Origin of the sequence: Roseateles sp. DAIF2, from assembly GCF_015624425.1 — a bacterium.
Taxonomy (GTDB): Bacteria; Pseudomonadota; Gammaproteobacteria; order Burkholderiales; family Burkholderiaceae_C; genus Kinneretia.
In genome coordinates this window covers 969,105-981,725 of the sequence record NZ_CP049919.1, presented here as the reverse complement: position 1 = coordinate 981,725, position 12,621 = coordinate 969,105, and the positions used below count along the sequence as shown (strand labels likewise).

Annotated in this window: 11 protein-coding genes and 1 pseudogene; 7 read left to right on the top strand and 5 right to left on the bottom strand. The window is 71.7% G+C overall.

The annotated features are described in order from the left end of the window. The first annotated feature begins 47 nt into the window (after positions 1-47). Genes G8A07_RS04580 through G8A07_RS04560 form a run of 5 tightly spaced genes read left to right on the top strand, consistent with a single transcriptional unit; the run spans position 48 to position 7,051 of the window. Complete coding sequence (locus tag G8A07_RS04580; RefSeq protein ID WP_195795919.1) at positions 48-2,525, top strand: TonB-dependent receptor; 2,478 nt, start codon at positions 48-50, stop codon at positions 2,523-2,525. Further along, positions 2,525-2,881 (top strand): cytochrome c5 family protein, encoded by a 357-nt coding sequence (locus tag G8A07_RS04575; protein ID WP_195795918.1) that lies wholly within the window; start codon positions 2,525-2,527, stop codon positions 2,879-2,881. The genes G8A07_RS04580 and G8A07_RS04575 overlap by 1 nt, the downstream gene beginning before the upstream one ends. Beyond that, positions 2,878-4,272, top strand: coding sequence for a D-arabinono-1,4-lactone oxidase (locus G8A07_RS04570; protein WP_195795917.1), 1,395 nt, complete (start codon positions 2,878-2,880; stop codon positions 4,270-4,272). Before G8A07_RS04575 ends, G8A07_RS04570 begins: the two co-directional genes overlap by 4 nt. Further along, positions 4,265-5,536: an alanine racemase gene (locus G8A07_RS04565; RefSeq protein WP_195795916.1), complete on the top strand. Its 1,272-nt coding sequence runs from the start codon at positions 4,265-4,267 to the stop codon at positions 5,534-5,536. The genes G8A07_RS04570 and G8A07_RS04565 overlap by 8 nt, the downstream gene beginning before the upstream one ends. Before the next feature lie 36 nt (positions 5,537-5,572). Beyond that, on the top strand, positions 5,573-7,051 hold the full coding sequence (locus G8A07_RS04560; protein ID WP_249937219.1) for a glycine betaine ABC transporter substrate-binding protein: 1,479 nt from the start codon (positions 5,573-5,575) through the stop codon (positions 7,049-7,051). A 57-nt stretch (positions 7,052-7,108) separates the two neighbouring features. Here G8A07_RS04560 and G8A07_RS04555 read toward each other — a convergent pair whose 3' ends face one another. Further along, positions 7,109-7,438: a plasmid stabilization protein gene (locus G8A07_RS04555; protein WP_195795914.1), complete on the bottom strand. Its 330-nt coding sequence runs from the start codon at positions 7,436-7,438 to the stop codon at positions 7,109-7,111. Between the two features lie 145 nt (positions 7,439-7,583). On the opposite strand from G8A07_RS04555, the pseudogene G8A07_RS27785 reads away from it, so the two are divergent. Further along, positions 7,584-7,994, top strand: a pseudogene (locus G8A07_RS27785) (YciI family protein); the annotation flags it as partial. 72 nt (positions 7,995-8,066) lie between these two features. Then, positions 8,067-8,507 carry a VOC family protein gene (locus tag G8A07_RS27780; RefSeq protein ID WP_249937334.1) on the top strand — a complete coding sequence of 147 codons (441 nt, stop codon included), beginning with the start codon at positions 8,067-8,069 and terminating at the stop codon, positions 8,505-8,507. Positions 8,508-8,524: 17 nt separating this feature from the next. Here the strand turns inward: G8A07_RS27780 and G8A07_RS04545 are convergent, their stop codons facing one another. The 4 genes from G8A07_RS04545 to G8A07_RS04530 all read right to left on the bottom strand — a co-directional run bounded on the left by G8A07_RS04545 (position 8,525) and on the right by G8A07_RS04530 (position 12,594). Further along, on the bottom strand, positions 8,525-8,902 hold the full coding sequence (locus G8A07_RS04545; protein ID WP_195795912.1) for a BON domain-containing protein: 378 nt from the start codon (positions 8,900-8,902) through the stop codon (positions 8,525-8,527). Between the two features lie 115 nt (positions 8,903-9,017). After that, positions 9,018-9,767 carry an ABC transporter ATP-binding protein gene (locus G8A07_RS04540; protein WP_195795911.1) on the bottom strand — a complete coding sequence of 250 codons (750 nt, stop codon included), beginning with the start codon at positions 9,765-9,767 and terminating at the stop codon, positions 9,018-9,020. 4 nt (positions 9,768-9,771) lie between these two features. After that, complete coding sequence (locus tag G8A07_RS04535; RefSeq protein ID WP_195795910.1) at positions 9,772-11,550, bottom strand: ATP-binding cassette domain-containing protein; 1,779 nt, start codon at positions 11,548-11,550, stop codon at positions 9,772-9,774. A 6-nt stretch (positions 11,551-11,556) separates the two neighbouring features. Continuing rightward, positions 11,557-12,594, bottom strand: a complete 1,038-nt coding sequence (locus G8A07_RS04530) for a branched-chain amino acid ABC transporter permease (RefSeq protein ID WP_195795909.1) — start codon at positions 12,592-12,594, stop codon at positions 11,557-11,559. Between the last annotated feature and the right edge of the window lie 27 nt (positions 12,595-12,621).

Genomic DNA, 12,621 nt, shown 5'->3' with positions numbered 1-12,621 from the left:
GCCGATCGAATGATCCTCACATCACGACTCAGGATGGAGACCTCACGATGCCGACGACGCCACGCAAGCCCTGGCCCCGTTCCTCTTCCACGACGCGCTTCGCGCACTCGGCCGCCACGCTGGCCGTGCTGAGCCTGCTGGGCGCCGGCGCGAATGCCCAGCAGGCGGCGCCGCCACCACCGGATCCCGCCGCCAGCGCGGCCCAGCAGCTGGAGACCGTCGTCGTCTCCGGCCAGGGCCGCACCCAGCAGCTGCAGAGCGTGCCGATCGCGATCCAGGTGCTGGGCGCGGATCAGGTGCGCAAGCTCGGCGCCAGCAACCTCGGCGAGATCAACGCCCATATCCCGGGCCTGGAGATCGACGCCAATCAGCCGACCCAGCCGCGCATGTCGCTGCGCGGCATCGGCACCGCGGACTTCGGCATCGGCACCGACTCGCCGGTCGGCATCTATGTGGACGGCGTCTACACCGGCAAGACCGGCGGCGCGCTGCTGAACTTCAACGACCTGAAGCGCATCGAGGTACTGAAGGGCCCGCAGGGCACCCTGTTCGGCCGCAACAGCGCCGGCGGCGCGATCTCGGTCGTCACCAACGAGCCGGAGTTCCGCCGCAGCGGCAGCGGCCTCGCGCGCCTGGGCGAGAACGGCCTGCGCCATGTCGAGGCGCTGCTGAACCAACCGCTCACCGAGAGCCTGGCCTTGCGCGCCAGTCTGGTCTCGCACAAGAGCGACGGCGATCTGCGCGACGCCGCCAGCGGCCTGCGCTTCGGTGGCGAGAACGCCTGGGGTGCGCGCCTGGCACTGCGCTGGCAGGCCAGCGAGGACACCAAGGCCGTGCTGAGCTACGAGCATGAGAAGCTGGACCAGCGCGCCCGCCCGGCGCATGGCCTGCTGCCCGCGGTGCCGGCCGGCACGCCCCTGCCCTACCCGGCCGATCCGGCCCGCTTCGTCGACCCGCGCCGCGCGCCGCTGCTCAACGATGTGCCGGACGCCAAGGAGCGGCGCGACTTCGACGGCCTGACCCTGCGCATCGAGCATGCGCTGCCCTGGGCCGAGTTCAGCTCGACCACCGCCTACCGCCGCTTCGATTCGCGCAACCGCCAGGACAACGACGGCACCAACAACCCCGCCACCTACCTCAGCACCACCAATGTCGAGGGCAACCGCAGCTGGCAGCAGGAGTTCCGCCTGAGCGGCAAGACCGGCAACGCCGACTGGCTGGCCGGCCTGAGCCTGTTCGACGAGCGCGCCACCCAGTCGGCCCTGGTCGGCGCCACCACCACCAGCCTGGACACGCTCAGCGGCAATCTGCTGGGCCTGCCGCTGTACAGCACGGTCAACGGCCTGATCGAGGCCGCCGGCATCCCCGGCCTGGACCTGCGCGGCCAGGGCTGGCTGGAACGCATGAGCAACGAGGCGCGCAACCGCGCGCTGGCGCTCTATGGCGACGTGATCTGGCAGCTGAGCCCGGCCAACCGCCTGACCACCGGCCTGCGCATCACCCGCGACGACAAGCGCTTCAGCTGGTTCAACCCGCTGCGCGAGGCGCCGGGGCTGGACGCCCAGCTCGCGCAGCTGGACGCCGCCGGCCTGTTCCCGGCCCTGGTCGCGATGGGCGCGATCAGCCAGGAGCAGGCCAACATGCTGCGCGGCGCGATGGGCAGCAACGCCCTGGTCGCGACCCAGGGCGCCGGCGCCGCGCCGCTGGTGGTGAAGAAAAGCTGGACCGACGCCAGCCCGCGCCTGGTGCTGGACCACCGCTTCGACCGCGACCTGATGGCCTATGGCTCGCTGACCCGCGGCTACCAGGCCGGCGGCTTCAACACCCTGCAGGTCAATTCGCGCTACGAGCCGGAGAAGGTCAGCAACCTCGAGCTGGGCCTGAAGGGCCAGTTCCCGAACGCCGGCCTGAGCTACAGCGCCGCGCTGTTCCACTACCGCTTCGACAATCTGCAGACCCTGCAGCTGGTGCCGGCCGCCACACCCGGCGGCCTGCCGACCTACCAGGTGACGATCAGCGACCAGCGCGCCACCGGCCTGGATCTGGAGGCGCGCTGGCAGGCCAGCCGTGCGCTGCGCTTCAGCGGCGCGCTGGAGCTGATCGACCAGACCTACAGCCGCGGCCGCGCCAGCAGCGGCGCAGACCTGTCGGGCCAGCCGGTCGGCACGCCCAGGCTGAGCCTGAGCCTGGGCGTCGACTGGAGCTTCGCGGCCTTCGGCGGCCAGGCCAGCGCCGGCCTGCAGGCGGCCTATGCCGGCGCGCAACGCTGCAATGCCGAATCGCAGGTGCAGGGCAGCTGCCTGCAGACGCCAACCCTGCGCGTCGGCGGCGCGCGCCAGCGCCTGGACGGCCGCCTGGCCTGGGACAGCGCCGACCAGCGCTGGGGCATCGCCCTGGTCGGAACCAATCTGCAGGACAAGCGCTACATCAACAAGATCTGGTACGAGGGCGCGCCGCTGGGCAGCGCCTACGCGACCCTGAGCCGGCCGCGCAGCCTGGCGCTGGAACTGCGGGCCAGCTACTGATGCTGCGGCGCTGTGGCTGGTTCATTTGCCTGGGCGCGCTGCTGCTCGCGGCCTGCGGCGCCGAGGCCCCGCCGGACCGCGCGCGGCTGGAGGCGCAACGCCCCGCCGATGCGCGGCTGGCCGGGCTCTACGAGCGCTCCTGCCTGCTGTGCCATGCGCGGCCGGAAAGCGGCGCGCCGCTGACCGGCCATGCCGCCGCCTGGGCGCCGCGCCTGGCGCGCGGCATGGACGCGCTGCTGGCCAGCTCGCGCCAGGGCCTGGGCGCGATGCCGGCGATGGGCCTGTGCGCCGACTGCAGCGACGCCGACCTGCGCGCGCTGATCGAATTCATGAGCAAGGGAGATCACACACCATGAGCGACCGACGCGCTTGGCTGAAGGGTGCGGCAGCGCTGGGCCTGGGCAGCAGCCTGGGGTCAGGTCTTGCGCAGACGACGGCGCCGCTGCCCAGAGCGGCATCCGCCGCCACGCCGCGCGCCTGGCAGAACTGGTCCGGCAGCGCGCACTGCCAGCCGCGCGCCTGGCTGCTGCCGGCCGACGAGGCCGAGCTGGCCGCCCAGCTGGCGCGCAGCGAAGGGCCGCTGCGCAGCGTCGGCGCCGGCCATTCCTTCACGCCGCTGGTGCCCACCGAGGGCAGCCTGGTCGCGCTGGACCGGCTGACCGGCCTGGTCGCGGTCGACAAGGCGCGCGGCCTGGTGCGGGTGCGCGCCGGCACCCGCATCGCCCAGCTGGCGCGCGATCTCGATGCCCAGGGCCTGGCGCTGGAGAACCAGCCCGACATCGATGTGCAGACCCTGGCCGGCGCGCTGGCCACCGCCACCCATGGCACCGGCGCCGAGCTGCCGGCCCTGCATGCCGCGGTCGAGGGCCTGCGCCTGGTGACGCCGGCCGGCGAGGTGCTGGAGGCCGGCCGCGACGGCAACCCCGAGCTGCTCGCCGCGGCCCAGGTCTCGCTGGGCGCCCTGGGCGTGATCAGCGAATACACCCTGCGCGTGCGAGCGCGCTTCATGCTGCGGCGCCGGGTCTGGCTGGAGCCGACCGAGGCCCTGCTGGAGCGCGCGCCCGAACTGGCCCGCACGCACCGCCATTTCGAGATGTATCTGCTGCCCTTCACCGGCCACAGCGCGGCGATCACCCATGCCGAGGTGCCGGCCGGTCCGGCCGAGCATCCGCCCTCGGCCGACGAGGATGTGCTGGCCGACCTGCGCCGCCTGCGCGACTGGCTGGGCCGCTGGCCCGCGTTGCGCCGCTGGACCGCGGCCAAGCTGATCGCGATGGCGAACCCGGAGACCGCACAGGACTGGTCCTGGCGCCTGCTCAGCACCGTGCGGCCGACCCGCTTCAACGAGAGCGAGTACCACGTGCCGCGCGAGCGCGGCATCGCCTGCCTGCGCGAGATCCTCGCGACCCTGGAGCGCCGCAACGAGGTGTTCTTCCCGATCGAGTTCCGCTATGTCAAGGGCGACGCCGCCTGGCTCAGCCCCTTCCACGAGCGCGACAGCTGCTCGATCGCCTGCCATGCGCTGCAGGGCGAGCCGCACGACTACCTGGTGCGCGAGCTCGGCCCGGTGTTCCGCCGCCATGCCGGCCGGCCGCATTGGGGCAAGCTGCACGACCTGGGCCAGGCCCAGCTGCAGGCGCTGTACCCGCGCTTCGCCGATTTCCAGCGCCTGCGCTGCCGGCTCGATCCGCAGGGCCGGCTGCTGAACCCGCATCTGGCCGCGCTGTTCGGAGCCGCCCATGGCTAGCCGCCGCCTGCTGCTGGGCGCCGCCGTCGCCGCGCCGCTGGCCGCCTGGCTGGCGCGCCCGGCCGAACAGGGCGGGCCGCACGACGCCTATTTCGAGCGCCTGAGCGCCGCGCTGCGCCAGGCCGGCATCGCGCAGGCGCGCCTGGTGATCGACCTGCCGCGCCTGCGCGCCAATCTGGCCGCGATCGGCGCGCATCGCGCCAAGACCGGCATGCCGCTGCGTGCGGTGCTGAAGAGCCTGCCCAGCCTGCCGCTGATGGACGAGCTGGCGCGCGCCTGGGACAGCCCGCGCGTGATGGCCTTCAACGCCGCCCAGCTGCAGCAGCTGCTGGCGGCCCGGCCCGAGGCCCAGGTGCTGCTCGGCAAGCCCTTGCCGGTGGCCGCCGCGGCGCAGGTGCTGCAGGCGTTGCCGCCCGCCATCGGCGCCGGCATCGAATGGCTGGTCGACACGCCCGAGCGCCTGGCCCAGTACCGCGAGCTGGCCCGGCAGCGGAGCCAGGTCTTGCGTGTGAACCTGGAGCTCGACATCGGCCTGCACCGCGGCGGCTTCGAGAACATCGATCAGCTCGGCGCGGCTCTGAGGAGCCTGCAAGGCGGGAGTGGACCGCTGCGCTGGTCCGGCTTCATGGGCTATGACGCCCATGTCGGCGCCCTGCCCGATGCGCTGGGCATGCGCGCGGGCGCCTGGGACGAAGCGCTGCGCCGCTACCGCGCCGCCTGGGCCGCGGCCGAGGCGGCGCTGGGCCCGCAGCGCCGCGAGGCGCTGACGCTCAACACCGCCGGCTCGCCGACCTTCCGCCTGCACGACGGCCGGGGCGTGGCCAACGAGGTCTCGGTCGGCTCGGCCGCGCTGCTGCCCTCGGACTTCGAAAAGCCGCTTTTGGGCGACCTGCGCCCGGCCGCCTTCATCGCGACGCCGGTGCTGAAGAGCTGGCCGGAGTTCCGCCTGCCCGAGGGCGCCACCTGGCTGTCGCGCCTGGCCCGCGCCTGGGATCCGAACCAGGCGCGCGCGCTGGCCATCCATGGCGGCCATTGGCTGGCCCGGCCGGTCTCGCCGCCGGGCGTCGCGCCCAGCGGCCTGTATGGCAATTCCAGCAACCAGCAGGTGATGGTGGCCTCGGCGCGCATCGAGCTCAAGCCCGACGACTACCTGTTCCTGCGCCCGCAGCAGAGCGAGGCGCTGCTGCTGCAGTTCGGTGAGCTGCTGGTATTCGACGGCGAGCGCATCAGCGCCGGCTGGCCGGTGCTGCCCGCCTCGGCTTGACCGCGGGCCGCGGCATCGCCGATGCTGCGGCCCATCATGCTGCTTCGCCTCCTCCTCGTTCTCACCCTGCTGCTGCCAGCGCTCATCCACGCCGAGCCGCTGAAGATCGGCTCCAAGCGCTTCACCGAGAGCTACATCCTGGCCGAGCTGCTGACCCAGGTGGCGCGCCCGCATGGGCCGGCCGAGCTGCGCGCCGGCCTGGGCAATACCGCGATCGTCTACGCGGCGCTGCAAAATGGCAGCATCGACCTCTATCCCGAATATGTCGGCACCATCGATCGCGAGATCCTGAAGAACGCTCGCCCCTCCAGCCTGGCCGCGATGCGCGAGCAGCTGCGGCCGCTGGGCCTGGGTGCCGACATCGCGCTGGGCTTCAACGACGGCTATGCGCTGGCGATGCGGGCCGAGCGGGCGCAGCGCCTGGGCATCCGCAAGCTCTCGGACCTGGCCCGCCATCCGGCGCTGAAGCTGGGGCTCTCGAACGAGTTCATCGGCCGCGGCGACGGCTGGGCCGGCCTGGCCGCGCGCTACGGCCTGCCGCAGCGGCCGACCGGGCTGGACCATGGCCTGGCCTATGACGCGGTGGCCGGCGGCCAGGTCGACGTGATCGACATCTACACCACCGACGCCAAGATCGGCCACCTCGGCCTGCACGTGCTGGAGGACGACCTGGGCTATTTCCCGCGCTACGACGCGCTGCTGCTGTACCGGCTCGACGTGCCGCAGCGGCACCCGGCCGCCTGGGCCGCGCTGCAGGGCCTGGCCGGGCGCATCGACGAGCACGCGATGATCGCGATGAACGCCCAGGCCGAGCTGCAGGGCCGCGCCTTCGACGCGATCGCGCGCGACTTCCTGGCCGGCGACGCGACCGGCGGCGAGGCCCGCAGCGGCTTCGCCGCCAAGCTGTTCGGCGCCGACCTGGCGCGCCTGACCGGGCAACACCTGACCCTGGTGCTGGCCTCGGTGGGCCTGGCGGCGCTGCTGGGCGTGCCGCTGGCGACCTGGGTCGCGCCGCATGCCGGGCCGCGCGGCCTGCTGCTGGGCCTGTGCGGCGTGCTGCAGACCCTGCCCTCGCTGGCCCTGCTGGCGGCGCTGATCACCCTGGTGGGCCGCATCGGCGCGCTGCCGGCCCTGCTGGCGCTGACGCTCTATGCGCTGCTGCCGATCGTGCGCAACACCTGCGTGGGCCTGGCCGAGGTGCCGGGCGGGCTGAAGCTGGCCGGCGAGGCGCTGGGCCTGACCGCCTGGCAGCGCCTGTGCCTGATCGAGCTGCCGCTGGCCCTGCCGACCCTGCTGGCCGGCGTGCGCACCGCCGCCAGCATCGCGGTCGGCACCGCGACGATCGCGGCCTTCATCGGCGCTGGCGGCTATGGCGAGCGCATCGTCACCGGCCTGGCGTTGAACGACCACCAGCTGCTGCTGGCCGGCGCCCTGCCCGCGGCCGCGCTGGCCCTGCTGATCGAGGGCCTGTTCGGCCTGCTGGAGCGGCGCCTGCGCGGGCGGCTGCGGCGCTGAGGAGCGCGGCGATGGACCAGCTGCTGGCGCCGGCGGGCGCGGCCCGGGATGAGACGGCTAGCGCCCGCCCAGCGCGCGCAGCAGCTCGGCCTTGCTCATGCCGAAGCGGCCCTTGATGCCGCGCTGGCGCGCCTCGTTGTAGAGCTGGGCATAGGTGCGGCCGCCGGAACCGCTGTGCGAGCGCAGGCCGCCGCGCCGGCCGGAGGAGATGTCCTCGAGCGAACTGCGGCTGGCGGTGTCCGACTCGCCCTGGCGGGCGCGCTCCTTGTTGACGGTGCGGGCAGCGATCTCCTCGGCAAGATCCTCCTTCTTGCCGCGATGTTTCAGGCCGGCCTTGATGTGCTGGTACTGGCGCTCGCGCTTGGCGCTCCAGGTGGATTGAGGCATGGCAAATGCTCCTTGAACGGGGACAAGCGGCAGCGGCAAGCCAGATGCCCGCCCGGGCCTGTCGAAAAGCAGCGGCCCCGCTCGTCGTGCCCTCAGGAACCCGCGAGCGCCGGGGCCGTCAACCCACACCCAGGAGTGAGCCGCAATGAAGTTCATGGTGATGATCAAGTCCGATGCCGAGACCGAAGCGGGACAGCTGCCGAGTGAGCGCCTGCTCACCGAGATGGCACAGTACAACGAGGAGCTGGTCAACGCCGGCGTGATGCTGGGCGGCGAGGGCCTGCAGCCCAGCAGCAGGGGCCTGCGGGTGCGCTTCGAGCCCGGCGGCCGGCAGTCGGTGACCGACGGCCCCTTCGTCGAGACCAAGGAGCTGATCGCCGGCTACTGGATCTGGCGCCTGCCCTCGATGCAGGACGCGCTCGAATGGATCAAGCGCTGCCCCAACCCGGACGACGTTCCCTGGGAGGTGGAGATCCGCCCGGTGTTCGAGGACGAGGATTTCGGCGCCGCGCTGACGCCGGAGCTACGCGAGCGCGAGCAGCGGCTGCGCGAACGCGCCGGCGAGCGCGCCGCGGGCGGCGGCGTCGATCCGGTACCGCCCAGCCATGGCGCGATTCCCTACCTGACGGTGCGCGGCGCGAGCGATGCGATCGGTTTCTACAAGGCGGTGTTCCGCGCCGAGGAGATCATGCGCATCGCCGCGCCGGACGGACTGCTGATGCATGCCGAGCTGGCCGTGGGCCCGGCGCGCTTCATGCTCAGCGAGGAGCGGCCGCAGTACGGCGCGCTGAGCCCGCTGAGCCTGGGCGGTTCCGGCTCCTGCGCCGTGGTCTACCTGCCGGACGTGGACGCGGCGGTGCAGCGCGCGCTGCACGCGGGCGCCAGCCTGGACATGGCGGTGCAGGACCAGTTCTGGGGCGACCGCGCCGGCCACATCACCGATCCCTACGGCCACAAGTGGATGGTGGCGACGCGCATCGAGGAGCCCTCGCCCGAGGAGGTGCGCCGGCGCGTGCAGCAGCTGCCCGAGGCCAGCGCCAGGAGTTGCACCGAGCCGGCTCAGAAATAGAGCACGATCCGGACCTCTCAGCTGCGCGGGATCGCCATGTGGTTGTCCACGCTCAGCACGTTCTTGGCGGTGGCGGCCAGGCGGGTGGCATGGTTGCGCACAGTCTCATCGGGGGCCTTGCCGTCCAGCTCCACCAGGCCGTCCTTGGTGCGCACGCGGATCGCCAGCGGGCTCAGGGTGTTGTCGGCGGCGAACTTGGCCTGGATGTCGGCGGTGATCGCGGCATCGGCCGGCGATTCGGCGGCGCGCGGCGCCGCGGTTGCGCCGGCAGCGGGGGGCTGGCTGCCCAACTGGGCCGCCTCGTCGCTGCCCTGCCCGCAGGCGGACAGCAGGCCGGCGGCCAGCGCGGCGGTGAGGATCAGGGCGGTGCGTGCGGGCGATGCGTATTGCTTCATGGGGCCAACCTTTCTTGCTGTGCAGCGATGCCGCCGGATGCGGTCATCGATGGACGAAAGGCTAAGGCGCCATCGGCGCGGCCCGCATCGGCGCGGGCCGGCTTCGCTTGTCGGACTAGACCGACGCGCTGCTGCTGCTGCTCTTCTTCGCGGCGCCCAGATAGGTCTCGATCACGCGCGGATCGCGCGCCAGCTCGGACGCCGGGCCTTCCAGGCCGATCTCGCCGGTCTCCAGCACATAGCCGTAGTCGGCCACCTCCAGCGCGGCGCGGGCGTTCTGCTCGATCAGGAGGATGGAGACGCCGGTCTCGCGCAGCGTCGCGACGATGCGGAAGATCTCCTTGACGATCAGCGGCGCCAGGCCGAGGCTGGGCTCGTCCAGCATCAGCACCTTCGGGCGGCTCATCAGCGCGCGGCCGACGGCCAGCATCTGGCGCTCGCCGCCCGAGAGCGTGCCGGCCAGTTGCTCGCGCCGCTCCTGCAGGCGCGGAAAGAGCTTGTAGACCTGCGCCAACCCTTCCTTCCAGTCGCGCTGGCCCAGCTTCATCGGCCGGAACCCGCCCAGCACCAGGTTGTCCTCGACGCTCATGCTCGTGAACAGCTCGCGCTTCTCGGGCACCAGGGCCAGGCCCTTCATCACCCGCTCCTCCAGACTCAGCGCGGAGATGTCGGCGCCGTCGAACAGCACCTTGCCGCGGCTGGGCAGCACGCCCATCAACGCGTTCAGGGTGGTGCTCTTGCCGGCGCCGTTCGGGCCGATCACGGTCACCACCGCGCCCTGCGGCAGGCGCAGGTTCAGGCCCGACAGCACCTCGGCGCGGCCATAGCCGGCATGCAGGTCGGTGACGTTCAGCAAGTCGCTCATGTTCTCAATGCTCCGTGCCCAGGTAGGCGGCGCGCACCGCGGGGCTGGCCTGCACCTCGTCGGGCGTGCCCTCGATCAGCTTGGTGCCGAACTCCATCACGACGATGCGGTCGGTCAGGCCCATCACGAATTCCATGTCGTGCTCCACCAGCAGGATGCTCATGCCCTCGGCCTTCAGCTGGCGCAGCACCTCGGCCAGCGCCTGCTTCTCCTTGTGGCGCAGGCCGGCGGCGGGCTCGTCGAGCAGCAGCAGCGCAGGATCGGTGCACAGCGCGCGCGCGATCTCCATCAGGCGCTGCGGCCCCAGGGCCAGGTTGCCGGCCAGCTCGAACATCTTGTCGGCCATGCCGATGCGCCTGAGCTGGCGCTCGGCCTCGGCCAGCAGGCGCTTCTCCTCGTCGCGATCCAGGCGCAGCATCGCGCGCGCGGTGCCGCTGCTGCTGCGCAGGTAGCCGCCCAGCGCGACGTTCTCCAGCACCGTCATGTCCGCGATCATCTTCACGTGCTGGAAGGTGCGCGACATGCCGCGCTGCGCGATCTGCCGCGAGGCCAGCCCGCCGACCGCCAGGCCGCGAAAGCTGACCTTGCCGCTGCTCATCGGCAGCACGCCGGAGATCAGGTTGAAGGTGGTGCTCTTGCCCGCGCCGTTCGGGCCGATCAGGCCGATGATCTCGCCGGCGCGGATCTGGAAGGACACGTCGTTGACGGCGACCAGGCCGCCGAACTGCTTCCTGACCTTGTCCACCTCCAGCAGCAGCTCGCCGGGCTGCGGCTTGTCGCGCGCGGCCAGCGGGGCGGCGTCGCCCCAGTCGCGCTCGCGCTGCGCGGCCGGCAGCCAGCGCCCGGCAAAGGCCACGACATAGGGCCACAGGCCCTTGGGCGCGTACTTCAGCATCAGCACCAGCACGACGCCCAGCACGATGATCTCGAAGTTGCCGTTGCTGCCCAAGAGCGCCGGCAGCAGCTCCTTCAGCTGGTCCTCGATGATCTTGACCACGCCCGCGCCGATGAAGGCGCCCCAGACCGTGCCGACCCCGCCGACCACCGCCATGAACAGGTACTCGATGCCCATCTTCAGCGCGAAGGGGCTGGGGTTCACGGTGCGCTGGAAATGCGCGAACAGCCAGCCCGAGACCGAGGCCAGCAACGCGGCCAGCACGAAGATCACGACCTTGTAGCGGAAGGTGGAGACGCCCATCGCCTCGGCCATCGTGGTCGCGCCGTTCAGCGCGCGGATCGCGCGGCCGGGGCGCGAGTCCAAGAGGTTGCGCACGCCGATCGCGGCCAGCAGCGCGATGACCCAGATCAGGTAGTAGATCGCGCGACCGTCCTGCAGGCTGATGCCGAGGAAGCTCAGCGCCGGCAGGCCCTGGATGCCGTCGTACTTGCCGAGGAACTCCATGTTCGCCATCGAGAAGTTCAGGCTCAGCGCCCAGGCGATCGTCGCCAGCGGCAGGTAGTGGCCCGACATGCGCAGGGTCAGGAGCGCCAGCACCAGGGCCACCACGCCGGTGATCACCAGGCCCAGCAGCAACGCCAGCCAGGGCGAGGCGGCATAGCTGGTGCTCAGCACCGCGGTCGTGTAGGCGCCCAGGCCCACGAAGGCCGCCTGGCCGAAGGAGGTCAGGCCGCCGACGCCGGTCAACAGCACCAGGCCCAGCGAGACCAGCGCGAACAGACCGATGTAGTTGAGCTGCGTGATCCAGAACTCCGGCACCGGCAGCAGCGGCAGCAGGAACAACAGGGCGGCGCCCGCCAGCGGGATGATTTTGCGCGCTTGCATCTCGGCTTACTCTTCGTCTTTATGGGGGTCGCGCAAGGAGCGCCACAGCAGCACCGGCAGGATCGAGGTGAACACGATCACCTCCTTGAAGGCGCTGGCCCAGAAGGAGCTGAAGGACTCCAATAGACCCACCAGCAGCGCGCCGACCGCGGCGCCGGGATAGCTCGCCAGGCCGGCGAACACCGCAGCGACGAAGCCCTTGAGGCCGATCAGGAAACCGCTGTCGTAGAAGATCGTCGTGGTCGGGCTGATCAAGAGGCCCGATAGCGCGCCGATGAAGGCCGCCATCGTGAACGAGAGCTTGCCCGCGGCCGTGCTGGAGATGCCCATCAGGCGCGCGCCCAGGCGGTTCACCGCGGTGGCGCGCAGGGCCTTGCCGTACAGGCTCTTCTCGAAGAACAGCCACAGCATCACGATCAGCGCGGCCGAGGCGCCGATGATGATCACCGTCTGCCCCGACATCGCCAGCGGCCCGAGGCTGAAGCTGGCATCCCAGAAGCTCGGATTGCGCGAACCCTCGGCGCCGAAGAACACCAGGCCCAGGCCGGTCAGCGCGAAATGCACGCCGACCGAGACGATCAAGAGCACCAGCACCGAAGCGTCGGCCAGCGACTGATAGGCCAGGCGGTAGACCAGCGGGCCCATCGGCGTCACGATCGCCAGGGTCAGCAGCGCCTGCAGGAACAGCGGCAGCTGCTGCGGCGCGGCCCACAGGCCCAGCAGCGCAATCGCCACCGGCAGCGCGGCCGCGCCGCCGACCTCGCGCAGCAGCAGGCCGGACGCGCGCCCGGCGCGCCAGCCGGCCCAGAGGTCCAGCGCGGCGACGGCCAGGGCCATCACCAGCAGAAACCAGATCGTCAGCGGGGTCTGGCCCAGCTGCAGCCCGGCCATCGTCAGCGCACCGAAGGCGACGAACTCGCCCTGCGGAATGAAGATGACCCGCGTCACCGCAAAAACCAGCACGGTGGCCAGGGCCAGCAGGGCGTAGATCGCCCCGTTGGTCACGCCATCCAGCGCCAGGATGCTTGCAATCGTGAAATCCATGAATGCCTGTCTCCGCACCACCTGCCG